Below are 23,908 nucleotides of genomic sequence, written 5' to 3'. Positions count from 1 at the left end.
CATCGTGAACACAAGCGGAGACCCGATCAGCCCGGCTCGCAGTGCCCGATCAGGGAGCGGCATCTGCAAGCGACGTCTCACTGCTCACGGGTTTGGGCGACGCATCCGCCGACAGGCATGGCCAGTGCAGTCCACCCCTCAACCGAGCCAGAAAGGACCGGAACTCGTCCTCGTCGATTCCGTTGCGCTTGGCCAGCGCGGACAACAGTGTGCCCTCGGCGAAGACCTCGGCGGTGAGCACGAACCTGCCGACGGGAGTCGCCTTCTTCTCGCCCTGCAGGCGGTCCGGCCACGCGCTTCGCACCAGCGCCACGTCACCAAGCCAGGCCAGCGCGCGTGAGCGAACGTGAGCACCGCCGTCAGCCGGCAACGCGCGCACGACCCTGTCCACCAGCGTGCGGTCAACCTGTCTGTCGAGGAACTCGGCGACGACACCGTCGTCGCACCGAGCAACCAACTCACCCCCTGCCTTGCACCACTCCAGGGCGAGCACGCGTATCCACACTCTCGCCACCGCCTCACTCACACCGTTGAGAGCAGCGGTACGTGAGACCGAACGACCCAACACAATTTCTCCAACCTGATCGACAGATGAATCGACTCGCACGCGCGTGTCAACAGACCGCCGCGTCGTGCACGGCAGTGCCGGACATCAGGACTCAGGCGCCGCGATCGCGGACGCGCCGGCTCAGATGGTCAGCCGAGTCCTCAGCGGACGAAATGGCGGAGGGTTCGCTGCGACGGTCACCACGGCTGTCACTGCAGACACACGCCAGGCCGGATGGCCCCCCAACGTGTTGCACGCGCTGAACACGAACGCTCCCAGACAGTGACCGCCGAACCCAGCCCATGATCATGTACGCCGACCCGTCACGCATGCCCCATAGGGCAGCCGATCGGTCAGTTGCGACCCAATCGCGATCTACCTCGCCGCAAGTTGCCGAATCGAGCAGGACGCCCGCTCGCGTCGTAGTCTCGTTCCATGCGAGGGATCGGGCCTGGCCGTATCGAGGACTACGCACTGCTGTCCGACCTGCGAACGGCAGCCCTGGTCTCACGGGACGGGTCGGTCGACTGGTGGTGCCTGCCCCGGTTCGACTCGCCGTCGTGCTTTTCCCGGTTGCTCGGTACGCCCGAGCACGGCCGATGGCGCATCGGGCCAGTCGGTGAAGTGATCTCGGTCCAACGGCGCTACCGCCCAGGCGGACTTGTCCTGGAGACGGAGTTCCGCCTCGCCGAGGGCGTTGTGCGTCTGGTCGACGCCATGCCGCCCCAAGAAGGCGGAGGCGCCGAGCACAGCCGACTCGTCCGGATCCTCGAAGGCGTTGCCGGTCGGGTCGAAGTCGAGTTGCACTGGGTGCTGCGATTCGCCTACGGCGACTCCGTGCCGTGGGTGCGTCGTGCGCGAAATGACGGCGGAGAGCACATGCTCGCAGTGGCCGGCCCGGCCGCGGTCGTGCTGTACGGCGACCTGCTGCCGTGTCCCGCCGCCGAGGAGCGAGCCCACCGGGCGCAGTTCGTGGTAGAGGCGGGTGACACCCTGCGGTGGGTGATGGAGTACTCGCCCTCGCCCGATGATCCACCTGCGCCCGTCGACGCCGAAGCGGAAGCCCAGAGATGTCAAACGTTCTGGTCGACGTGGTCAGACCGGATTCGCTACCGCGGACCCCACAGCGAGGAGGTGCGGAGGTCTTTGATCACCTTGAAGGCACTCACCTACGCACCGACCGGCGGAATCGTGGCTGCGCCCACGACGTCGCTGCCCGAGACGTTCGGCGGCGAGAGGAACTGGGACTACCGCTACTGCTGGTTGCGCGACGCGGCGCTGACCTTGCTCGCTCTCGACGACTTCGGCTGTTACGACGAAGCGCGGGCGTGGCGTGAATGGCTCGTGCGTGCCGTGGCCGGTGATCCCGCCAACCTTCAGATCATGTACGGCATCTCAGGCGAACGACACCTCGTCGAATGGGAGGTCGACTGGTTGCCGGGATATCACGGCGCACGGCCTGTCCGCGTCGGCAACGCGGCACACCGGCAGCTCCAACTGGACGTCTACGGCGAAGTGATGGACGCCCTGCACCTCGCACGAGAACGCGGTCACCGCGAAACGATGGACTCCTGGGCCGTGCAGCGCGGCATGATGCGGCACTTGGAGCAGATCTGGACCAAGCCTGACAAGGGTCTCTGGGAGGTACGTGGTCCTGACCGGCACTTCACACACTCACGGATCATGGTGTGGGTCGCCTTCGATCGTGCTGTGCGTGCCGTCGAAGACCACGGCCTGCCCGGCCCGGTCACCCGATGGCGCGAGCTGCGAGACGCAGTGCACGACGAGGTCCTCGACCGAGGATGGAACGCCGACCTCAACTCGTTCACCCAGTACTACGGCGGAACAGAACTCGACGCCGCGACGTTGCTCATCCCCGCGGTCGGTTTCCTGCCTGGCGACGACCCTCGGATGCTCGGCACCCTCGAAGCGATCGGGTCGACTCTCAAGCACGGTGACCTCGTCGACAGGTACGAAACCGGCGAGGGGCGCTGCGACGTCGATGGACTGACAGGCGCGGAGGGTAGCTTCCTGGCGTGCTCGTTCTGGTTCGTCGACGCGTTGGCGATGGCCGGACGGCGCGCGGAGGCAGAAGCCGCGTTCGGCAGACTCGTCGCACTCGTCAACGACGTGGGGCTGCTGGCCGAGGAGTACGACGCGGTGTCACGTCGAATGTGCGGGAACTTTCCACAGGCTTTCAGCCACCTCGCACTGGTCAACAGTGCATCAGTGCTGTACGGCGGCAGAGTCGCCGGCGAGCGGTCAAGCCGCGATCGCGCTGTCGATCTGCCAGCCGGCGGGGCCGCTCAACCCGATGTGCGCAAGAGGGATTGACTCGCCCTGAACGTTGCCGGGAAAGGCTGCGCAGTATCGGCAGGTGCACTCGCCAGCCCACAGCACGGTGCAATCCTCATCAGAACGGATCATCGCCGACTCCTTCCACCACGTGCGACCGCTACCAGTCCCCATCCTCACTGATCTGATTGCCGTGCCGCCCCAGGGGAAGTCCCTAATGTCGTCGCGCACGCCCGAGGTGGAACCATCCGATTCGGTCATCCCGGTGCGCCCGCACCCCGATGATGGTGGCGCAACCCGGCCATTGCGGCCGGCGCTGCCGGCCGCGATCTCCCCGAAAGGGCACCGCGCGCCATCTGCAGCAGCTTTCTCGACCACGTCCCGATCCGCCACGACCGCTCTGGTGGCGGCCTACACCGGCCCGATACCTCGGGCGACGGCGGGCGCGCCGGAGCACGTCGTCCCGGCTCCTGAGTTCCTCCACCCACAGTGGTTCGAACAGCGGCAGTCCGCACCAGTCGCTCGCGCCGCCGACACACCAGCCCTGGTGTCTGGCTGAAGCCGCTCCAGGGCCTCACGCACAGCCTGGCCACCCAGTCATCGTCATCGCCGAGCCAACCAGGGCAAAGTCGTGCCGGACCTCAACACCCCAGCCTTGCGTACCGCTCTGCCGGGTTCGGCCCGGTGCTGGATCTTCAGCGTCTCCTCACTCATGAGTACGTTTCGGCGGACTCGCCACGTCCAGCGTGGTTCCACAGGAGCAGCCTCGGGGTGTCTCCCGTTGATGGCCGGGGGACGGTGACTCAGTCGTGTTCGTCGTCGCGCAGTTCGGCCAGCAACTTGCGGATCACTGCGCGGGCTGAGCGTACCTCCTTCTCAGAGAGCGAGACGAACATCGTGCGGTGGACCGCGGTCGCCTTCGACGTGACGTCGTCGAGCGCCCTGCGGCCTTCCTCTGCGAGGGTGAGCAGCGGAGACGCGCGGTGGCCGGGATTGGGCAGCTGCCGGAGGTGTCCGGATGCGATGAGGTCGTTGGTGACGCGCTGGACGTTCTGCCTGCTGACGCCGAGCCGCCGCGCTGCCTGAGGAACCGTGACCGGTTCATCCGACGCGACGCTCAGCAGTTGCCAGCGGGCCTGCGTGAGTCCCGCAGCCTGGGCGGTGCGTTCGCCGTGTCGCCGTAGGGCTCCGGCTGCCTCGAACACGTCGGCCACCAGGAGCGCGATCTGGTCGGTCATGGCCCTCCAATTGACAACATGTTGCACTTATGACAATCTGTTGTCAGTCTACCTCTTCTGTTGGGAAACGAACAATGCCCAGAGTCGACCTGTACCGCAACGTCCACATGGGACAGCGAGAACGTCTGTTCCGCCTCGCAGTCGAGCTCGGTGCCGCGGACGCCTGGCAGCCGCAGGCACTGGAGCGTCTGGCCGAGCGTTGCCTGGCGATGACGCGGGAACTGCGCGAGCACGCCGAGATCGAGGACGAGTTCATCCATCCGCTGCTGCGGGAGCGGGCAGCCGAGCCGGCGGTAGCGCTGGATGCCGAGCACGAACGTCTGGACGCGGCGCTCGACGCGCTGGACGAGCGCGTCAGGGCGCTCGTCGCGACGACGCGCGATGATCTGCCGGAGGCTCAGCACGCCCTGTACCTGGCGTTGAACGATCTGATCAGCGCCTATCTGGCTCACTTGCACGCTGAGGAGACGGTGGCGATGCCGGTGCTGTGGCGGCATTACACCGATGAGGACCTGTCGGCGGTGTTCGCGGCGTTTCGGGAGAGCCGTTCGCCGGAGCAGCTGATCGCCGATGCCCAGCACATGCTGCCCGCTCTTCCTCCCGCGACGCGGGCGATGATCGTCAGAGGAGCGATGGCGTCAGTCCCGCAGGGCGAGGCCTTGATCGTGCTGGGTGCGATCACGGCGACACTGCGGCCGGACGTGCGCGCACAACTCTTCGCGGACATCGGCGTGGACGTCTGACGGCACCACCATCCCACCGCTCCGGTTGCCCGATACGTGACCGAGCGGTGTTCGACATCCCTCCACTGTGGTCAGCTCGGCGTGCGTCAACGGAAACGTCACGCAGCCAGCCGACACATGCAGTGAGGATCTGGCTCTACCGGACGGCGGCGACCACGACTCCGCACGTGGCAGGGACACGCCGGCCGGGACACCCGTGAAGGCCAGACCATCGTGCCCAGCAGTTCACCCAGGCCGCCCAGACTTCGCTGACGGGTGACCGGCTGTGCGCACGGCATGCAACTCGTATCACCGCCGGCGGCGGCCGCCCCTCGGTTCAGCAGCAGCACAGGCGCGGCCCCGTGAAATCAGCTGCTGGACGCTGAGTCCTGAACGCCGGTCATGTGCATCCGCCAGGTCCGGTCCATGCGTCGGGCACGTTCCCTGTGCTCCGCGGCCAGCACTCCGAGCAGCTCCCGCGGCTCGAGCGCCGGAGCAGTCCGGTCGTCGATCCCCGTCATGGGGACGGCGGCGAGCAAGGAGTCCAGCACCGCTTCCTCGGACGCGAAGGCCGTGGCCCTGAGGAGCGGGTCCATCTCGTCATCAGCCAGGCACTCCACCGACGTACGGCCAGGCGTGTCCACATTGCCGTCGTTGGCGACCGACGCGGCGAGGAAGATGTCACCGCTCTCCGCACCGGAGACGAACCCGGTCCTGGCGAGGCCGAGCGCGACGCGGCGCGCCAGGCGACCGAGCTGCGTGGGCAGCAGAGGAGCGTCGGTGAGCACCACACCGATGCACGAGCCGTGGTCGGCGGAGAACATCCGGTCCTGCGAAAGCGACTCGCCGACAGGTATCCCGTTCACCATCAACAGATCCCGTGCGCCAAAGTTGGCTTGGAGGAACACGCCGATGACATAACGCCCTTCAGACATGTCGACCACACGTGACGAGCTGCCGTTGCCGCTCTTGAACTCGTAGGTGATCATGCCCGTGCCTCCGCCCACACTGCCCTGCTCGATGGGACCGCGCGTTGCCGACTCCAACGCGGCGCGGACGTGCTCGGGCCGCACGTGGTGGCCGTCGATGTCGGAGAGCCATCCGTCCCAGGTTTCACCCACCACCGGCATCCAGCCGAACGCGGCGCCGGGGAACCGGCGTGTCAGCCAATCGACCGCGGTGTCACGGGCAACGCCGACCGCATTGCTGTTCGTCAACACGATCGGGCCCCGGAAGTGGCCGTGTTCCGCGATCCAATGCCCACCCGTCAGCTCACCGTTGCCGTTGAGGGAGTGCACGGCCGCAAACACCGCCTTCGGTGCACCTTGAGCTCCGCGCGGATGGATGGCCGTCACTCCGGTGCGCACGGGTCCTTCTCCCACCACGTGCCGGCCCGAGCCCGAGATGAGGGTCGTATATCCGACCTCTACTCCCCAGACATCCGTCACGTCGTTGTGAGGTCCTGGCTCACCCTTCAGATCCAATCCGAGTTCACGCGCGCGCATGTTCAGTCTCCGTGTGAGCTGGCCGCAGAGGTGAGGTAGTGCACCAGAAGGTCGCGCACGTTGCACAACGACGCCCAGGACGTGATCTCCCAGCCGTGGGTGTTGTCCGTGGGGAACGCCACCACAGCGGAACGGGCGGCGTGTCCCGCCCGCGTGCTGACGGACGAATCGGTTGCTGCGACCCATCCGGCCCAGTACTGGGGGTCGACTTCGATCGCAGCCGCGCTGTGCTGAAGCTCTGCCACGACGTCCTCTGAATACGGGCCCAGCCAGTCGCGCACGAAAAGGACCGGTCGGCCGTCGTTCACGACGCCGTATTCCGGTGCGTTCGGAGCGACCTCCAGCGCGATCATCGTGCGCGGCCGCAATTCAGCCGCGAGCCACGCGGCTCCTGCGGCGCCTGTCTCCTCGTTGCACGTGAAAGCGAGAACCGTGTCGTTCGCCGGTGGTTCGTCGCGGAGTCGCAACGCGATGGCCAGCAGAACCGCGACACCGGCCTTGTCGTCCAGTGCGAACCCGCTGATGTGGTCGTCGCCGATCCAGGTGATCATCTTGCGAGCGCGCCCTGGCACCACCTTGCTGCCCGGACGGACACCCGCCGATCGCAAGCTCTCCGCGCTTTGCTTGGTCTCGACCCACCAGGCCGTCCAGTCGCTGGGGACCGCGGCGCCCCCCAGTGCGGTCGCCACCGTGCCGACATGAGCGGAACCGCAGGAGAAGACACCGGTGACCACTTCTCTGTCGCCGAGGACGTCCACCGGGCCTTCGCCGTACTTCCACGGAAAGGCGGTGCCGAGTTCGTTGACGACCAGCCTGCCGTCCTCCCCGACGGTTTTCACCACCATGCCGATCTCGTCCATGTGAGCGACGCAGAGAACCGCTCCTCCAGCAGCGTCCTCCCGCGACGACTCATCAGCTTGCCGCGGGAAGCGCGCGATCACGTTGCCCGCCGCGTCGGTGGTGTGGGGGATGCCGAACGCGTCGAGTTCCTGCCGGACGAGATCGGAGAGTTCCTTCTCCCGGCCGCTCGGCGAATGTGTGGTGATGCAGCGCTGGAGGAGTTCCAGCAGTGCCTCGTCGTTCATGTCGGTCCTCCTCAGTCGCCGATTGCCGCGGTGAGAATCTCGATCCCCTCGCGGCACACCCGGCGGACACCGCTCAACATGGGAACCTCACGCTCACATCTGAGCAGGTGTCCGAGCGCTTGCCGCCCGCCGGCCCGGACGAGCCCCTCCACGGCTCTCAGCTGTATGTAGGCAGAAGGGTCGGTGGTCAGCGTTGCGAGCAGGCTTCGGTTTTCCTCCGAGACCGGTCGCTGACCGCTCAACGCGGCTACTGCTGCCTCCCGCGCGGCCGGCGGGGAACCCTCCAGTGCCCATTCCCTGAGCAACGCGGCGTCGCCGATGCTGCCGTCGCATTCGTGCACCGCGAGAGCGTTCAGCGCGGCGGTACGGACCGTTTCGCCGTACGAGTCGCGGCGGAGTGCGGCTGCCAGCGCTTTTCTCACCTCTGGTCCGGGAAACTCGGCCAGAGCTTCGATCGCCGCGGTGCACACGACGCCACTGCTGTCCTCGGCGAGTTCGAGAAGCTCCTGCCGAACTTCGTCCAGCGGGGACCACGACGAGAGAGCCCTGACCGCGGCGGCGCGAAGTCGAGGTGGCGTGTCGGCCGCGGCGATGTGCTCGCGCAGCACGGCAAGTCCTTCATCCGTCTTCAACTCGGCCAGTGCAGAGGCACAGGCGGCCCGCACAGCCCAGAAGTCGTAACTGCGCAATGTCGTGACGAGAAGCCGTTCAGCGTCTTCACCACCGTGATCGGCAAGCGCCGAGGCGGCCTGGATGCGGTTGCGAACCGACGGGTCGTGGGTCAACTGGAACCGCAGCTCGTCGATGTTCCGTCGGCACTCGACCTCAGCGATCAACAGCCGACGAGGGTCGAACACGACGAGATCCGGTGGTGTGCCGCACGGGATGCTGACCAACTGCTCACGACCGTACATGTCGATTGCGTGCGTTTCGACACGGCCCTCATTGTGCACAGCCACTTCGGCACGAAGCCGAAACGGCTGTTCGGACTGCCTTTGTTCGAGCCGCAGCGTGATTGCGCCCTCGACCTCGTTCCACTCCCACCGCACGACGATGTCGGGGTGGCCGGCACGCCCTAGCTCGTCGAGAAAGCCCTGGATGTCCTTGCCTGTCGCAACGCGGAACGCCCTGACGAAATCGCCAGTGTTCACCTGGCGTCCGACAGACTGCTCTGTGAATCGCCGGACGCCGGCCCAGAAATCCTCTTCGCCCAGCACGCCGCGCACGTGATGCAACAGCAGTGCTCCCTTGACGTAGCTGTGCCGGTCGAAGATGTCCTGCGGGGACGACCACTGTTCTTCCCGCAGCGGTCGCCGATACCGTGCCGCCTCGTCGTAGTAGGTGTGAGCCTGAGCGTCGAAGTAGTACTCAGCCTCCTCGCTGCCGCGCGTGTCCTCGTAGTAGACTATTTCGAGAAATTTGCAGAAAGATTCCTGAAGCCAGATTTCGGACCAGTCCGCGACCGTCCAGCTGTTGCCGAACCAGTGGTGCGCCATCTCGTGGACGACGGCGTAGTCAATGTCCACACGATCGGCGCGGGCTGTCGCGTCCGGCACGACGCGATGACTGAAATGGCTCGCAGTGAGGTTCTCCATCGCCCCGCCGACGTGGTCGGGGACCACCACTTGGGCGTATTTCTTGAAAGGGTACGACACGCCGGTCCTGCGTTCCAGGAAAGCCATGATCAATGTCGTCCTGGCGAAGGCGACCTGAGCAGCGTCGGCCAGACCATGTGGCGCGTAGAGCGGCGTTCTGACGCGCCCACGAGAATCGACGTTCTGCACCGCGAACGCGCCGGCAGCCAAGGACACGAGGTAGGGCGGATGGGGCCAGTTCTCTCGCCAGTGGAACCGCACGCTGTCGCCATCCGCCGCGGAACTGACGAGTTGGCCGGCTGCGACTGCGTGCATTCCACGAGGCACCGTGACGATGACGTCGGTCGTCACCCTCTCCGCCAGGTCGTCCCTGCACGGGAACCACGTTCGCGCACCTTCCGGTTGCCCCTGCGTGTACAGGTAGGGCGTGTCCACACCCTGAAGAGTGCTCCAGTGCAGCCCGGCCGACGAATGCACGATGTAGTGAATCCGCACGGTCGACGGACGCCCCGGGAGAGGCACCCGGAGGATCGTCCCGTCATGTTCGTGGCGCCACTGGGCGCCATCCAGGTGCACCGAGGTGATCGTCAGGCCGTCGGCGTCGAGCACGAGTTCGTCCGAGTCGCCTGGTTCGTGGTACGTCACGGCGGCCTCGACCTTCATGGCCACGAAGTCGGGCACCAGCTCCAAGCGGATGTGCCGGGGCGTGCGCTGCCTTCCCGCGGGTTCTTGCCCCACGTCTCCTGGCAGTGCGAACCGGCGACCCGGCAACGGATAGGACCTGCCTAGCGTTTGCAGGGTCTCGATGTTGCTCAACTTGTCCTTGGACGGCGTGGGATCGCTCATGCCTCACCTCTTCCGATGCCGGTCGTCGCCAGCTCCAGCAACTTCTCCTCGTCCACGAGGACACCGAGCCCAGGCTCGTCCCGCACGCGAACCGTTCCCGCGGAGCCGATGTCGGGCACACCTGTCAGCGCGGTGCTCACCTCTGTCTCCTCCAGGCAGTATTCGAGCAACGCAGGTTCGTGCAGACTGGCGAGCAGATGGACGGTGGCGGCGCGTCCCAGTCCGGTGTTCCAGCAGTGCGGAACAACGCGGACGCCGTTGATCTCCGCGAGTGCGGCGATGGTGCGAGCGGCGGTCAAGCCTCCGCACCTCATCACATCCGGCTGCAACACGTCGACGCCGTCACGTGCCAGGTCGAGGAACTCCGCCACGGCGGTCGACTCCTCCCCGGCGGCGATGGCGACCGCGGAGCTGGCGCACAGTCGCCGATACCCGGCACGGTCGTCCGGGTGCAACGGCTCCTCGACCCACGTGAGGTCGTACTTGGCCAAGCGCTCCGTCATGTCACAAGCTCGTCGCGCCGTTTCCCATCGAAATCCGACATCGATCATCAGGCGCACGTCGGCGCCCGCGGCATCACGTGCCGCCTCGACCAGCCGAACGTCGTTGCGCGGGTCGTCGCCGAGCGGGCCCCATCCGAGCTTCACGCCGACGAAGCCTGCGCGGACCACATCATCGACCAGCGCCGCCACTTCGTCCGGGGTATCCGGCATGAGCACGCTGGCGTAGGCGGACACCGCGTTGTGGCACCTGCCGCCCAACAGCTGGTACACGGGAACCCCCAGTGCCTTGCCCACCAGGTCGTGCAGGGCGAGGTCGACGCCGCTCATGGCCAGCACAGCCGCGCCGTGGCGTCCGAAGTAGAGGCTCTTGTGGTACATCCGCCGCCACAACCAGGTGAGGTGCAGAGGGTTTTGTCCCAGGAGCGCGACACGAAGCCCTGACGACAGTTCATGCTCGGCTGGAGCATCCACCACCGCGCGCATCACCTCCGCTGCGCCCTCGGCTTGGCCGTAACCGACCAGACCGTTGTCACTGGCGATGCGGACGATCGCGGCGCGTTGTGTGCTGTCAGGACGGTCCACCGCATGCCAGGCACCGGCGGTCTCCACGGTGAGCACGTCTACGTCAGTGATCCTCACGGCCTACTCCTCGTCCGCGGCGACAGGGGTGTCGGAAGCTCTGGGTGGACGTCACGCGGTTTCCGCGATGCAGCGCCGTCCAACTGCGAGGCAGAAGGCCATTCCGAGCACCGCTGCCGCAGCGGCCACGACGAATGCAACGCTCACTCCTCCGTCCGTCGGCAGTGACGTGGCCGGGTCGGCGAAGCTGGCGAGCACGGTTGCGCCCACCTGCGCTCCGACCGATCCACCGATGTTGCGAGTGATCAGCGCCAGCGCGGTCGCCGTACCCGTCTCGTGCGAACCGACCATCGACACCACATTGGTCGTGGTGCCGGTGACACCGAGACCGGTCCCGGCGCCCACCACCGCCGTCGCCACCACGATGTGCCAGTAGGCGTGGTGAGCGACCGCCAGGAACAGCAAGCCGCCGGCGAGGGCACCGAGCCCGCTGACGGTAGCGGTCCACCGGCCGAAGCGACGGTCCAAACGGGACGCGACGGACGACGCGAGCAGTGCGGCGATGCCGAACGGCAGCATCGCCAGTCCGACCGCGGTGATCGACGCAGCCAGGCCGAATCCGGTTTCGGTCGGCAGCGCCATGATGATCGGGATCAGCACGATCCCGCTGAACGTGGCGAATCCGATGATGGCAGCGGCCCCGTACGCCGTCAGGACGGCAGGCCTGCGAATCGATCGGAGGTCCACCAGTGGCTGGGGCAGGCGCAATTCGACGAATGCCCAGCAGAGAATGATCACCAGTCCTGCGCAACCCAGGCCGAGAACGGCGACGGACAGCCAACCCTGGGAAGACACGAAAGTCAGCGAGAGGAGAAGGCACACCAGGCCGAGGCCGAGGAGAACCGCCCCTGTCCAGTCCACCCGCACTGAGCGCTGGAGCGCGGTGGTGGGAAGCAGCCAGCACAACGCCGTGATAAAGAGGAGGACGACCAGAGGCAGACCGAACAGCCACTGCCAGCCGAGGTTGCCCACGATGGTTCCGGAAACCAGCAGACCGGCGCCGTTACCCGTGGCGCCCAAACCAATCATCAAGCCGATGACGGTACCGACCCGATGGTCGGGAAGGCTGTGGCGTACCAGCGCGACGGCCAACGGGAAGATGCCGATGCCGATTCCTTGCAGAACGACGGCGATGGCCAATACGAGGATCGAATGTGCGAACGGAGCGATCGCCAATCCGGCGCACAACAGCCCCAGAACGGTGATCAGCACCGGTCGGGCGCCGTAGATGTCGCCGAGCCTGCCCACGACCGCGAGAGTCACCGCGCCGGAAAGGAGGAGACCCGTGAGAACCCAAGAGATTTCCGAGGTGGAGGCGCCGACAGCCTCCTGAAGCGTCGGGATCGCAGGCACCAAGCTCGACTCCATGATCGAGAAAATCGCTATCGCCGCGCAGAGCAGCGTCACCATCAACCGTTCTGCGCCACTGGTACCGTGATCCTGCTTCCTCACCTGATCAGGTTGGGACGGGTTCGGGTGGAAACCACGTTCTGGCGGCTTCCCATCTCGTGCATTGATTTCCATGTCGTCGTCGCTCCTTCTGCCGTTCTTCGCGCAACGCGATCGTGATCCCCCTGATCGAATGGATGTTCAAACACCTGCCTTCGCGAGCAACTCGTCCTCGGCCTCGTAGTCGAAGAGCGGGAACGGGTAACTCGCGAGCACAGAAAGCACGTCCTGCCATCGATCTGGCTTCACGGTGCCGACCAACCAGTCGACAACCGACCGGACGGCGTCCCCGTAGCTCGACACCGGCCGGTAGCCCAGTGACTCCGCGCGGCGCATGTCGAGCGCCAGCCGGCCGGGTATCAGCCACGGCGACCGGCACGGCTGACTGGCGCCGTCGTCGCGCACATCCACCTGGAGGATCTCGACGTCCATCGCGTCGGCAACGGCCGCGGCGATTTCCTTCTCGGTGTGCGCCGTCGGGTCGGCGCAGTTCAGGATGCCCCCGGCCGAAGCCCGGCGCGCCACGCACACGAGTTCGGCCAAGTTGTCCACCGACGTCGTGTGGAACACCGAAGCACCACCGCGGTGATGGCCGAATGTCCGTCGTCCGTCCAGCAATCTCTTGACGTAGAACCACTCCCGGGCGTGATCGCTGTGCGGGCCGGAAACGGCGCCAAGCCGGAACACCGTCGTTGGGCACGGCGCGGAGTCGAGCAACGTCTGTTCGTAAGCGATCTTGCCTGCGGTGTAGCCGTCCTCGCCCGGCTGTACGGTCGGCTGCTCTTCCCCGATCAATTCCGGGTAACGCGGAAAGTCCTCCTCCGCCACAAAACCGTTGAACTCTCTGCCGTCGGCGTCCACGTAGACAGCGGCGGTGGACATCGCGACGACCGAACCGACGTCGCCACACACGCTCAGCAGCGCCTCGGCATCGCGTCGGGTGTAACCGATGACATCGACGACCAGGTCGGCCCCGCCGCCGACCGCGTCCGCCACACCGAGTGGTTCGTGGCGATCCGCTCGGACGACCTTCGCCGCGCCTTCACCGGCGACCACCCTGTTGCCCCGATGCGAGACCGTGACGTCCCACCCGTCGGCCAGCAAGCGCTTCGCGATTGCCGTGCCGATCTGCCCCGTACCACCGAGGATGACTGCTTTGGAGGACATGACCATCTCCATTGTTCAGCCGAGTGAACTTAGACGCCAGGCTAGCTCCTCTCCTTGCCAACCGTCTAGCCTCAGGTCCATGCCGATCCGAGGTGCGTTCCCCTCGCAGCGCCGCTGGTGACCCGGAACGCCATGACGACAACCAGACTCGACTTCCGTTTCCAGCCCGTTGCCGCACACACGGCCGGCGCCGAGATCGCGGTCATCGGCCAGCTGGTGCTCGCCATCCGGTCAGGGGCGTATCGGAAGGGTGATCTCCTGCCGTCGGCTCGCGAGCTCGCCAACACCTTCGGCGTGTCCCTGGGCACCATCAGCGCGGCCGTCAAGCTGCTGGAAGGCCACGGCCTCGTGAAATCCGTCCGGGGCAATCAGGGGGGTACTCGTGTGCTGCGCGACGACATACCGCCGGCGCTGCTGGAATTGATCTCACGTCGGTCGCCGCAGTGGAGGGCACACGCCCATGCGGAACTGGTGGACGCGCGCCGAGCCATCGAGATACCGCTCGCCGCTCTCGCGGCGGCGAACGCCACAACCGCGGATTTCGAGGTCATGGAGACCTGCCTCAACGAGATGCGCGCGGCTCGCCTGCGCAACGACATCGCCGGTTGGACGAACGCCGATCTCCGTTTCCACTACGCGATGGGGCACGCCGCTCGAAGCTCGGTGCTGGCGAAGTACCAACACGAGGTGCTCACCGAGCTGGCATTGCTCATCAAGGACACCGACGAGTTCGAAGACGCCCACCACGTGATCAACATGCACCTGGACCTGCTCGGCGCGCTCCGCTCACGTGACGACGCGAGTGCCAGGTCGTCGATGGAGAAGCTCATCGAGCTGGCAGCGATCCCGAAGCCGTGATCGCAGTTGCGACGGGTTGCCTTCGCCGCCAGACCCGGCCTGTCGTAGCGGACATGACATCGTGATGGCCGCCGCGAACGGGTGTCCGCGTGCGCTGATCTGGCTTCGTCGATCCCCGACAGCACCGTCTAGTGGTTCCGGCAACGCGCGTACGCTTCGTCGCCCACCGCGTCGAGTCGGCAGCCGGCACTCGACCGTCTAGATTCGATCAGCGGTCACCGCTCCCCCGCCGAAACACGCACGACCCACGCCGCATGAACGATCCGTATCCGGCGAACGAGGACAACACCAGTGGGTATCGCAAGGCGCCGAGGACGTGGTGCCCTCTGGGCACTGGCCGCCGTCCACCTGAACGGGCTGATGTCGTGAATGGAGCATGACTCGTGGCCGTGGCCGTGGACGTGGCTCGAGGCAGTTCACCGGCAAGGAGCGCACGCGACGAGCTGACTCGCACTGCCCCGCCCGCAGGACCGACGCGTCACAATCCCGCGAAGCTGTGCCCCACACCGAGGGAGGCTGATCCGATCGCTCACACCTGCCGTCGGTAGCGGACCGCATTCGCCGAGCGTCCCCACGGCATGCGCGTCAAAGACGCCTCCTCCACGTCGTTCAGGAAGACCAGCCCGGAGTACCGAGAGACTCGCCGATCTCGCCCCGGAACACTTCGACCATCCCCACGTCCGCTCACCCGAGCGGACGCGATGCCGCCGGTCCTGGACACGGCTGGCCGGCCTCGCTCCTTCAGTTCGTCGGCCTGATCGGCCAGCTGCCCAAACCGTTCACTCGGCGCTGTCCAGCAGATGCCTCACGTCGGACATCCGTTTTCGGACAGATGTTCCTGAATCGAACGACCGAGGTTTCGTTGCGGGTGCTCCGGGGTGCCAGGTGTGCGCGTCAAGCAGCTGGCGTCGTGACGTCCGATGGGAACCGAACCGGGGTAGTGGCGCATGGAACTCGACTTTGAACTCGACTTCGACGACACGGCGGCGCGCGTGCTGCGCGACTATGTCCACGCCGTGAGCACTGGGCTGGGGCTGCGCGGCGAGAGTTCGTTCGTGGCGGCGGACCACCTGTCCAACGCGTACGTCGCCCTCGAAGGCCAGCTGCGCGACTTCCCGCACGACGACGTCGCGTTGCTCTGGGACGAGAGAAACGGGTGGGCTGCGGCCATCGAGAACGCACGCAGCGGTGACCTCGTCGTCGTCGCGCGGCTCGACGGCGAGGTGACACCTCCACCCTCTGTCGTGGTGACGTGGGTCAGAGCTCTCTTGCAACCTGGCTCCGATGGTGCCGCGCTTTCCGCTTTCCGGCGGGCCGAGCCGCTCGACGCGCGCCTGCCGGCGCCGAGAAGCGGATGACGAAGGACGTGCGGTCTTCTCATCGCGAGCGCTGCGACGACGCCGCAGGGCAACATGCGCCGCCGACATCGGCGTCCGCGTGGCTTGAGCAGGTCGCCGACGTTCCGGTGGTGTTGGTCGGGCCCTCCACGACGCGCTGGCCGTGGTGCGCGTCGCCACCACGCATATCGACCGGGTCGATCACTGGCGTTTCTGGTCCCACGTTTCCACCGAAACAGCGGGCCCTCGTCGTCTGGCGAGCGGTGGACCGACACTGATCCCGAGGGGTGTTCAGGGTGGGTGACGAACCGACCCGATGTTCTCGGCCCCCGACGAGCGCACCCGCTCACCTGCCTGCGCGTCGCACTCGCCCTGTTGGCAAGGAGACATTGGCGTCCAGGAATCGCAAGCGACACCATCGCGCTGCGATGGTCCTCGCGACTGCACTGCCGGCAACCGGCTGAGGCGTCCCAGCTCTATCCCGAAGTCCGCGACTGCTCTCTTCGCAATGGAACTGGATCACCCCGCTGATCGTCGGTGTACAGCGAGCCCACGAGCGACAGGCCGGTGGCAAGATCGATCCAAGCAGCCGAGCTCCAGCAGCACTGCGGATCAGCGTCAAGCGCCGGGCAGCGGCGCGTGGCCGGCTCGACCGCTCTCAGGCCCGCCACTAAGATGCCTGGCCCAGCACATCCACGCTTTCCACGGTCGCCGCCGCACTGAACCCGATCACCGCCCACCGCGGTCGCGTCCGTCAGGAAAGCGTGCCACCTCGCCAACGAACGTCCGATTCACTTGTGCTGTCACAAGTCCCCCCCGAGGCTACTCGGGCAGGCACCAGATCGGACTGCTCCACGCGGTGGGTTTGCGCCCGCGATACGGTGTCCGCTGGCGGACGCGAACATAGTAGAAGCGGGCCTTCCCGTTGATCGGAGCCTGTTCGTGCCAGGTCACGTCGACGTCCATACCCTCCGGCTCCCACGAAGCCACGACGGCGGTCGAGCCCGCAGCACCCGCGGTGCCAGAAATGATCTCTACGGACTCCAGGACGTCAGTACCGGACACGCGGATTGAACAATCGACCGCGCCCCCTGGGCACACGCTCCCACCCATGCGAATCGAGTTCACCCTGAAGTCGAGAAGGATGCGGGCTCCGGTCGTGGCATAGGTGCTGCGGTCGTGCAGCGCGTCGAAGATCGCCCCGCGTTCGAGCTCCGGTGCGATCACGGCTGCCAGCCCGAGTTCGCCCCGGCCGGGCTGGGCACGGTGATTGTCCGACGAGCCGATCACGCCGAGTTCGTGTCCCCGCTCCCACGCGTCCCTGGCATAGTGCGGGCCGCGGCGTGAGGTGTTGGTCGAGAAGTCGGAGTTCTCGTAGGACAGGTCGAATTCAGGGTCGTAGAACTCCGACTGCCCATGTCCGGAATAGATCTCGACCGCGCGGCGGAACTCCGGATCGTGATACTGCCAGTCGACCGCGGGTGAGGTGCTTCCAGGGATGTTCCCGGCGCACTTGGGCGAGAACGCGACTCCGGTGTGGTGTGGCACGGTGAGCGCCCGTCTGCCGCGCAGCGCCTCCCACAGGTCCAGGACGGTCCCGGTGTGCGCTCCCACGACGACCGCGTCCTCAGGCTCACGGAAGTAGACGTTGTGGTGGCCCCACGGTTCGTGGAACGTCGCTTCGTAGGCGAGGAAAGTGACGAAGCTTCCGGGGTCGTGGAACTTCGTGACCTGGTCGCACAAGTGCTGCCAGTCGCCTTCATCCCACCGCTCGCAGTGTTCGGTCAGCGCGTAGAAGTCCAGACAGGCGACCTCGCGCGCGTACTCGTACGGGAAACGGCCGACGCCGTCGAAACTGTGGTCCGCGTGGGAATGCAGGTCACCCCAAAACACCCGGTTCTCCGGTTGATCCTCAGTGACCCAGGACGGGTTCACCAGGACTTCGGGCAAGCCGGTAGCGGACACGGCAAGCCTCAGCACACCTGTGGACCGTGCTACGACGGTCGCCTCGAACGCTCCCGGCAGAACCGTTTCGCGGATCACACCCACCTCGGCATCACCGTCACGTACCGACAGCGATGCCCTGATGTCGGCGAGGTCGACCCGGTTGCCTTCTGCATCCACCGCGACGATCCGCACAAGCGCCCGCTCGCCGACGGCGAGGCTCGACGGTGCGTAGGCCAGCAGTTCGGCAACCTCGCCGGGTCGTACTTGCACCACCGGGGACTGCGCCGCTGGCAGGAGGTGCTCCGGCCCGCCAGGGACAGGGCGCACGGCGACCACGATCTGTTCCGCGCCTTCAGGATGCAACCCTGCTGCGAAGCCCCGACTGCCGTGTGTGGTGTCACCGAACAGCACCTCGATCTCGTCACCGGTGCCGAGACCACCGTCGACGATGGTGACCCGGGTGACGTAGACATAGCGTCCCTCGCGGCCGTCGATGCCGGTCCGGTTGCTCTTGACGACTTCTTCGGACGTGCCGCCCTCGACCTCACACTCGATGCGGGCGTGGCCGGCCAGAACCCGCGCGGTGACGTAGTTGTCAGCCACGGGCTCATGCGACTGAACCCCCTTGGCGCCGTTGCGGCGCCAGGCGTGCCAGCTGTCGGGCAGCTGGATGCGCACGGTGCCGCCCGCCACGATCGGCAGACCGACGCGGTAGACGAGCCGATAGGTCCCCCAGCTCGCGGCGACGATCGGTGGCGAAGGCCAGCGCGCCTGGCCGAACTCCGATATGCCGGAGGCGTGCTCGTCCATCGCGGAATGCCCTTTCTCATTGCGGCACAGCGCTTTCCCAGCATCATGCGGTCCAGAACTTGATCGTCCGCATCGGGCAGAGGGCGTTCATGTCCATCTCCCCGACTACCCGTCCGGGACAACGGTGCTCTCCTGGCTGGACTGCGTCCGCCAGATCTTGACATCGGTTGGATCCAATGTCCAGGATACGATGTCCAGCTGCTAGGTGACTTGATCTCAAGGGGGGTCAGCCGTGGTAGACGTGACGACGCTGCGGGATTTGCCGGAGGGCGGCTCCTCGCCACGTCCCGCCATGCCGAGACTCACCCGCAAGGCACTTGCGGACGAGGTTTACGAGGCGCTCAGGGCGATGGTGATGGACAGCGCACTCGCCGCCGGAACACGGCTGACGACTGATGCGCTGGCGACCGAGCTCGGCGTCTCCCGCACTCCGGTTCGAGAAAGCCTCGTCCGGCTGGAAGCCGAAGGTCTCGTCAACAAGCGCGCACAGATCGGATACGCAGTGGCCGCCCCGCTCGACGGCCGGTCGCTGGAGGAACTTTTCGCCGTCCGGCTGCTGCTCGAGCCGGCAGCCGCTCGTCTGGCGGCCGAGTGGGCGACGCAATCGCAGGTCGACGAACTGGAAGCGAATGATCCCGCACTCAGGGCCGTACCCGCCTCCGGTTCACCGTACGAGGACTACCGCGCCTTCGTTTCCGAGGACGCGCGCTTCCACAGCCATATCGCGCGGGCGTCGGGTAACCGGACGCTCCACGAGTCGATCGACCGCCTGCACGCCCATGTACACACATACCGGCTTTGGACGCACGGCGGTACACCGATCAACGCGATGAAGGAACACGCGGCCATCGCCGACGCTGTGCGACAGCGCGACCCGCAGGCGGCCGAAGAGGCGATGCGCGAACACCTCACCGGTTCGCTGGAACGCCTGCGAACGGCTCTGTAGCAGGGCGACGCGGACGTGATCCGCTCTTGTGGCACTCGTGCCAATCACGGCACACCGACACTCCAGAAGTGGTCCGCAGCCGGCGCGGCTCGCGGATGTACCGCGAGCGTGTGCCCCGGCAAGCCCCTCGGCCGTTCGTGTCGGACGAGACCCGACTTGGAGAGACCCCCCGTCGTCCCTCCCAGCCTCGTGGGCCTCATTTCCTCGCGGGCGTGCTGCGACGCGAAAGAGCACAAGACGGCCTGCGAAGCGTCGAACGTCGCTGCGATGTAGGCGGGACCGGAAGCCGCCGTCACGTCGGCACTCAAGGGTGGTCCGACGCGGAGGGTGCTGTCACGGCCGACCCTCAGGTGCCTCGCGAGAAGGCGCATACCCAGGCGTTCATCGAGATGAAGGGCGGGGTCGTGCCTGTCCGGTTTGACGCACTGCGCGAATGTCGGCCCGTCTGGCACGTCAGGCGGCAGTGATCGGGTTCTAACGTTCCAAGGGCCGCGGCAGGCGGCCTGGCCGGACTGGTCCGCAGCTGGGTATTCGAGCGCGAGCGTGCTACCTCGACCGCGGTTCCTCTGTGACGAAGGGGTGTCAGATGCTCTCCGATGAACGCCGCACTTACGCCGGATCCGAACTCCCCGGTGCCGTACTGCTCGACGAAGTCGTGCAGTACGTCTTCCCGATGGCTTTGCGAACGGCTGCGGTCCTCGGTGTGGCCGACCACCTGGCCGACGGACCGATGGCGGTGGCCGACCTGGCGCGCCTGACCGGCGCGGACGAGTCAAGCCTGCACAGGACGCTGCGCCTGCTGGCCACCAAGGGCATCTTCCAAGAGGACGTCCGAGGTCGATTCGCACTCACCGAGCTCGCGGAGCCTTTGCGGTCGTCCTCACCGGTCTCCGTGCGCGACGGCGTCATCATGATCACCGATGAGACCCTGTGGCGCTCTGTTGGTGAACTTCCCGAAGCCGTCCGAACCGGTGCACCCGTGTTCGACCGCGTCTTCGACATGCAGTTCTTCGAACACTTTGCCCAGAACCCGGCTGCGGCAGCGGAGTTCGACAAGGGCATGGCCTCCTTCTCCGCAGTCGAGGTGCAGCCGGTGGCGGACATGTGCGCACTGCCCACCGACGGCACCATCATCGACGTCGGGGGAGGACAAGGAGGCCTTTTGCAGACTGTCCTTCGCGACAACCCCGGCCTGAGCGGCATTCTCGTCGACCAGGAGCATGTCGTCACGGGTCACGTGCTCGATACGCCGGAGGTCGCCGGCCGATGGTCGGTCGAGGCGGGCGACTTCTTCGACGCAGTCCCGGCTGGGGACGTCTACCTGATCAAGCGGATCCTGCACGACTGGGATGACGACCGGTGCGCTCGCATCCTCGCGAACTGTCGCCGGGCGATGCGGCCCGGTGGTCGAGTGCTGGTGGTGGACGCCGCGATTCCGCCTGGTAACGAGCCTCACCACGCCAAGGCGATAGACGTGATCATGCTTACCCTGCTGCCCGGACGTGAGCGCACGACGGAAGAGTTCGCGCCGCTTTTCGCAGCGGCGGGCCTGCGGCTGACCTCGATCACCAGTGTGCCCGGCACAACGATGTCCATCATGGAGGGTGTTGCGGCCTGAGTCCCAGGCCCTCCCCGCACGCCAGTACGGCGTTCACATTGCTGCGCACACCTTCGTCGTGTGTGCTGTGGCCGGTGATCCAGCCAACCTTCGGATCATCTACAGCGTCTCTGGCGAACTGCACCTCGTGGAGTGGGAGGACCGGTTCCGGCGATGTCACTGCGCACGACCTGTCCGCGCGAGCAAAGCGGCACATCGGCAGCTCCACAATGCATCAGTGCTGTACGGCGCCCGAGCTGCTCGCGACGGTCAAGCCCTGACCTGGCTGCCCACTTGAAGGCTTGCGGCACCACCCAACCCGACGTGTGCGCTACTGGAGTTGATTCGTCCGCCAAGTCGCGAAGGAAGACATCGCAGTAGCGGCAGGTGCACTCGCCCGCCGAAAGAATGGCACACTCACCATCTGAAGAGTCAACGCCGCGCCCTTGCACCACGTACATCGTTCTATCAGTCAGATGTTCACTCATCTGCATCGCAGCACGGGTTGTGGTAAGTCCCTGACGCGGCCGCGCACACAGGCTCCCGAGCAGAGGCAGCCGACTCGTCTCGCGTCTCACACCACGAACCTCGGGAACCTGGAAAGCGGCATGTCCGTCCACTCGGAACGGTGTGACAGCGCACCGCTCCAGGCGGCCAAAGCACGGTGTTTCATGGCCGACGTGGCGGGCCGTCCCCGTCGTGCCAGCCACGGTGCACGGCAGTCCGGTTTCGCCATACCTCTCAGACTCGATCACTGCAGCCCGCACCAGCACGACGACTCGTGCTCGAAGTGCCGGCAGTGTTGAGCACAGCTGAGCGTTCAGCGGTCCAGCCACGTGATCCTGGCTCGCGGGTGCACCGCCCGGATCTGCTGTTCGAACGCCGCACGGTCCTGTCTGTCGGACAGCGGCTCGACGTCGATCACCGGGAAGCCCGGAAGACCACCCCTGCGTGTGACCGTGGCCAGGCCGGCGCACTCCCATTCCACTGCGGCCGCATACCGAGTCAGATCGGCAGTCAGATCACCCGGCCTGGCGTCGACGACGACTACGTCACCATACTGGGCGTACCTCACGGGTTTGCCCGCTTCGAGCGGCCGCACCCTGCTCGCCACCTTGCGGTTGCCCTCTAGCCCGACGGTCCACCGATCATGGACTTGGCCCTCGTCAGTGCCTTCGCTCGGCGAGTACACGACGCCGAGCACGTTGCGCACAACGTACCTCTTGACGGTTTTGTCTCCGCTGCGCTTGCGTTCCAGGGCTTCGGCCTTGGCCCGCTCGAGGTGGTCACGTGTCACACCTAGGTATGTGGTCAGTGCGTCGAGATGTGCACGCAGTTCTCCACGCTGATTGACGTTCGTCCTGCCGCTGCCGAACCAGAAGCCGATCTCGATGCGCTGTCGTGTTGCACGGATGTTCGTCCGTGCGGCGCGTCCCTCGGCAGGTTTTTGCGCCCCCGCGGCCGCCGGGCCGTCAGCAGAGGACGGAATGTGGGCAGACGTCGAAGAGGACGCGCCGTGCGCCACGTTCTCGACGATCGCTGGAGGCGGCATGGCAGCGGCCTTCGCGGCGATCACCTCCGGATCACTGCGCGTGTACCTCATGAACGGGTCGTGCCTGATCATGGACTTCACGTGGTGGTAAGCCACATCGAAGAGCTCTGGCACCTCGTTGCCGGCCTTGACGTTCCTCGCGATGTCCCTCTTGTGTCTGTCCTCGAGGTTCACCTCGGCGGGCGCGTTCGAGCCGATGAACATGTCGTACACCTGACCGGCGGTGGTCTCACCCCGGCGATAGCGTTCCACCGCCTCCAGGAACTCGAAACCCTCGGCGTTGTGCTCGACGCGCATGAAGCGACCGAGGTCCTCTCGTGCCGGTGGCGAGTTCCACACCTCTTCGAAGTCCATTCTGCGGTAACGCAGACGTGGATCCGAGTTCTCCCGCGCCGCACTCACCGTATCCTGCTTCGCCCTGCCCTTCCGCTGTCGCCTCCGCTCCAGGCGCTGGTTCTCCGTGCGAGTCTGATCCTCGAGGCTCGGCGCGAACCGGACCGTCTTCCCTCTACGGGCGGATGGAGGGACGGCTTCCGGCTCGGCGTCGGAGTGCCCGCTCGGCCCGCTCTCCGCGGCGATCGTCTGCTCGGTGAACTCGGCGGCCCAGCTCTCGAATCTGGCCACTCCGCTCGACACCATCTCGCTCAGCACCGTTGTGACAGCCTGCTGCGAGATGCCGTGCTCACTCAGCCGGGCGATCTCCAGGTCATCGATTCGGCCCAGGTCGACCTGGGCCGCCGCCGCGCTCAGCTCGCGCAGCCACTCCTGCATCGAGACGAGCCGGCTGGCGAGTTCGGAGGTGCTTCCAAGCAGGGTGGCGCGATCCCACGCCTGGACCTCAAGCAGCCAGCTGACCGCTTCGGTCAAGTGCAGGTATGCGGCCCGCACCTCTGCCAGGGCAGCCGCGAGGCTGCCGTCCGATGGCGAGGCTTCCTCGAGGTCAACTCCCAGCGCGTCGAACGCGTTCACCGTCCACTGGGTGAACCGGCGCCAGCCCTCCACGAACTCGGCGCCCAACATCACCTGGACCTGCTGCACGAACAGGTCGCTTCCTCCGGCTTGCCCATCGATACCAGTCACGAGCTGACGATGCACGCGAGTGAAGTGAGAGGCGCAGTGGTGAACGGGCATCTTCCTGGTCCGCCGACAATGCCCCATCGGCTGGCTGTACGGCGGCCGCCCTAATTTGGAGATCATCCGTCTCTCCGTCGTTCACATTTGGAATCGACCACCGAATCGTTCGAACTACTGAGCAGCGAGTGGCAGACGT

The 23,908-nt window shown here is 66.3% G+C and carries 16 protein-coding genes; 6 read left to right on the top strand and 10 right to left on the bottom strand.

What is annotated here, in order from left to right; genetic code table 11:
- Positions 1 to 49: 49 nt before the first annotated feature.
- On the bottom strand, positions 50 to 505 hold the full coding sequence (locus AB0M48_RS38725; protein WP_363852089.1) for a hypothetical protein: 456 nt from the start codon (positions 503 to 505) through the stop codon (positions 50 to 52).
- Positions 506 to 982: 477 nt separating this feature from the next.
- Here AB0M48_RS38725 and AB0M48_RS38720 point away from each other — a divergent pair, with 477 nt between their 5' ends.
- Positions 983 to 2,881 carry a glycoside hydrolase family 15 protein gene (locus AB0M48_RS38720; protein WP_363852086.1) on the top strand — a complete coding sequence of 633 codons (1,899 nt, stop codon included), beginning with the start codon at positions 983 to 985 and terminating at the stop codon, positions 2,879 to 2,881.
- 764 nt (positions 2,882 to 3,645) lie between these two features.
- On the opposite strand, the gene AB0M48_RS38715 is transcribed toward AB0M48_RS38720, so the two are convergent.
- The gene (locus AB0M48_RS38715; RefSeq protein WP_363852083.1) at positions 3,646 to 4,080 is read right to left on the bottom strand and encodes a MarR family winged helix-turn-helix transcriptional regulator; all 435 of its coding nucleotides are present in this window, start codon (positions 4,078 to 4,080) and stop codon (positions 3,646 to 3,648) included.
- A 74-nt stretch (positions 4,081 to 4,154) separates the two neighbouring features.
- On the opposite strand from AB0M48_RS38715, the gene AB0M48_RS38710 reads away from it, so the two are divergent.
- Positions 4,155 to 4,823: a hemerythrin domain-containing protein gene (locus AB0M48_RS38710; RefSeq protein WP_363852080.1), complete on the top strand. Its 669-nt coding sequence runs from the start codon at positions 4,155 to 4,157 to the stop codon at positions 4,821 to 4,823.
- Positions 4,824 to 5,170: 347 nt separating this feature from the next.
- On the opposite strand, the gene AB0M48_RS38705 is transcribed toward AB0M48_RS38710, so the two are convergent.
- The 6 genes from AB0M48_RS38705 to AB0M48_RS38680 form a co-directional block, all read right to left on the bottom strand.
- Complete coding sequence (locus AB0M48_RS38705; protein ID WP_363852077.1) at positions 5,171 to 6,307, bottom strand: P1 family peptidase; 1,137 nt, start codon at positions 6,305 to 6,307, stop codon at positions 5,171 to 5,173.
- A 2-nt stretch (positions 6,308 to 6,309) separates the two neighbouring features.
- The gene (locus tag AB0M48_RS38700) at positions 6,310 to 7,392 is read right to left on the bottom strand and encodes a M20/M25/M40 family metallo-hydrolase (protein ID WP_363852074.1); all 1,083 of its coding nucleotides are present in this window, start codon (positions 7,390 to 7,392) and stop codon (positions 6,310 to 6,312) included.
- An 11-nt stretch (positions 7,393 to 7,403) separates the two neighbouring features.
- Positions 7,404 to 9,833 (bottom strand): M1 family aminopeptidase, encoded by a 2,430-nt coding sequence (locus AB0M48_RS38695; protein WP_363852071.1) that lies wholly within the window; start codon positions 9,831 to 9,833, stop codon positions 7,404 to 7,406.
- A complete protein-coding gene (locus tag AB0M48_RS38690; protein ID WP_363852068.1) occupies positions 9,830 to 10,975 on the bottom strand; it encodes a mandelate racemase/muconate lactonizing enzyme family protein in 1,146 nt (381 codons plus the stop codon). The genes AB0M48_RS38695 and AB0M48_RS38690 overlap by 4 nt, the downstream gene beginning before the upstream one ends.
- Before the next feature lie 51 nt (positions 10,976 to 11,026).
- Entirely contained in the window at positions 11,027 to 12,499 is a 1,473-nt protein-coding gene (locus AB0M48_RS38685; protein ID WP_363852065.1) for an MFS transporter, read from the bottom strand.
- A gap of 66 nt (positions 12,500 to 12,565) precedes the next feature.
- The gene (locus AB0M48_RS38680; protein WP_363852062.1) at positions 12,566 to 13,603 is read right to left on the bottom strand and encodes an NAD-dependent epimerase/dehydratase family protein; all 1,038 of its coding nucleotides are present in this window, start codon (positions 13,601 to 13,603) and stop codon (positions 12,566 to 12,568) included.
- 120 nt (positions 13,604 to 13,723) lie between these two features.
- Between AB0M48_RS38680 and AB0M48_RS38675 the strand changes: the two genes are divergently transcribed.
- The gene (locus tag AB0M48_RS38675) at positions 13,724 to 14,449 is read left to right on the top strand and encodes an FCD domain-containing protein (RefSeq protein WP_363852059.1); all 726 of its coding nucleotides are present in this window, start codon (positions 13,724 to 13,726) and stop codon (positions 14,447 to 14,449) included.
- A gap of 947 nt (positions 14,450 to 15,396) precedes the next feature.
- Positions 15,397 to 15,807, top strand: a complete 411-nt coding sequence (locus tag AB0M48_RS38670; RefSeq protein WP_363852056.1) for a DUF6292 family protein — start codon at positions 15,397 to 15,399, stop codon at positions 15,805 to 15,807.
- 801 nt (positions 15,808 to 16,608) lie between these two features.
- Here AB0M48_RS38670 and AB0M48_RS38665 read toward each other — a convergent pair.
- Complete coding sequence (locus tag AB0M48_RS38665) at positions 16,609 to 18,543, bottom strand: CehA/McbA family metallohydrolase (protein ID WP_363852053.1); 1,935 nt, start codon at positions 18,541 to 18,543, stop codon at positions 16,609 to 16,611.
- Positions 18,544 to 18,784: 241 nt separating this feature from the next.
- Between AB0M48_RS38665 and AB0M48_RS38660 the strand changes: the two genes are divergently transcribed.
- Both AB0M48_RS38660 and AB0M48_RS38655 read left to right on the top strand, forming a co-directional pair.
- Positions 18,785 to 19,489 carry a GntR family transcriptional regulator gene (locus tag AB0M48_RS38660; protein ID WP_363852050.1) on the top strand — a complete coding sequence of 235 codons (705 nt, stop codon included), beginning with the start codon at positions 18,785 to 18,787 and terminating at the stop codon, positions 19,487 to 19,489.
- A gap of 586 nt (positions 19,490 to 20,075) precedes the next feature.
- The gene (locus AB0M48_RS38655) at positions 20,076 to 21,107 is read left to right on the top strand and encodes a methyltransferase (protein ID WP_363852047.1); all 1,032 of its coding nucleotides are present in this window, start codon (positions 20,076 to 20,078) and stop codon (positions 21,105 to 21,107) included.
- Between the two features lie 799 nt (positions 21,108 to 21,906).
- Here AB0M48_RS38655 and AB0M48_RS38650 read toward each other — a convergent pair.
- Positions 21,907 to 23,769, bottom strand: coding sequence for a hypothetical protein (locus AB0M48_RS38650; protein ID WP_363852044.1), 1,863 nt, complete (start codon positions 23,767 to 23,769; stop codon positions 21,907 to 21,909).
- Positions 23,770 to 23,908: the final 139 nt, after the last annotated feature.

Source organism: Lentzea sp. NPDC051208 (assembly GCF_040682435.1).
Classification (GTDB): domain Bacteria; phylum Actinomycetota; class Actinomycetes; order Mycobacteriales; family Pseudonocardiaceae; genus Lentzea; species Lentzea kristufekii.
The sequence above is the reverse complement of the archived record's forward strand: the minus strand, read 5'-3'. Positions and strand labels throughout refer to the sequence as shown.

Coding starts and splice junctions, on each gene's coding strand:
- AB0M48_RS38720 (WP_363852086.1), top strand. CDS start 983: ATGCGAGGGATCGGGCCTGGCCGTATCGAGGACTACGCACTGCTGTCC.
- AB0M48_RS38715 (WP_363852083.1), bottom strand. CDS start 4,080: ATGACCGACCAGATCGCGCTCCTGGTGGCCGACGTGTTCGAGGCAGCC.
- AB0M48_RS38710 (WP_363852080.1), top strand. CDS start 4,155: ATGCCCAGAGTCGACCTGTACCGCAACGTCCACATGGGACAGCGAGAA.
- AB0M48_RS38705 (WP_363852077.1), bottom strand. CDS start 6,307: ATGCGCGCGCGTGAACTCGGATTGGATCTGAAGGGTGAGCCAGGACCT.
- AB0M48_RS38700 (WP_363852074.1), bottom strand. CDS start 7,392: ATGAACGACGAGGCACTGCTGGAACTCCTCCAGCGCTGCATCACCACA.
- AB0M48_RS38695 (WP_363852071.1), bottom strand. CDS start 9,833: ATGAGCGATCCCACGCCGTCCAAGGACAAGTTGAGCAACATCGAGACC.
- AB0M48_RS38685 (WP_363852065.1), bottom strand. CDS start 12,499: ATGGAAATCAATGCACGAGATGGGAAGCCGCCAGAACGTGGTTTCCAC.
- AB0M48_RS38680 (WP_363852062.1), bottom strand. CDS start 13,603: ATGGAGATGGTCATGTCCTCCAAAGCAGTCATCCTCGGTGGTACGGGG.
- AB0M48_RS38675 (WP_363852059.1), top strand. CDS start 13,724: ATGACGACAACCAGACTCGACTTCCGTTTCCAGCCCGTTGCCGCACAC.
- AB0M48_RS38670 (WP_363852056.1), top strand. CDS start 15,397: ATGGAACTCGACTTTGAACTCGACTTCGACGACACGGCGGCGCGCGTG.
- AB0M48_RS38665 (WP_363852053.1), bottom strand. CDS start 18,543: ATGGACGAGCACGCCTCCGGCATATCGGAGTTCGGCCAGGCGCGCTGG.
- AB0M48_RS38655 (WP_363852047.1), top strand. CDS start 20,076: ATGCTCTCCGATGAACGCCGCACTTACGCCGGATCCGAACTCCCCGGT.
- AB0M48_RS38650 (WP_363852044.1), bottom strand. CDS start 23,769: ATGCCCGTTCACCACTGCGCCTCTCACTTCACTCGCGTGCATCGTCAG.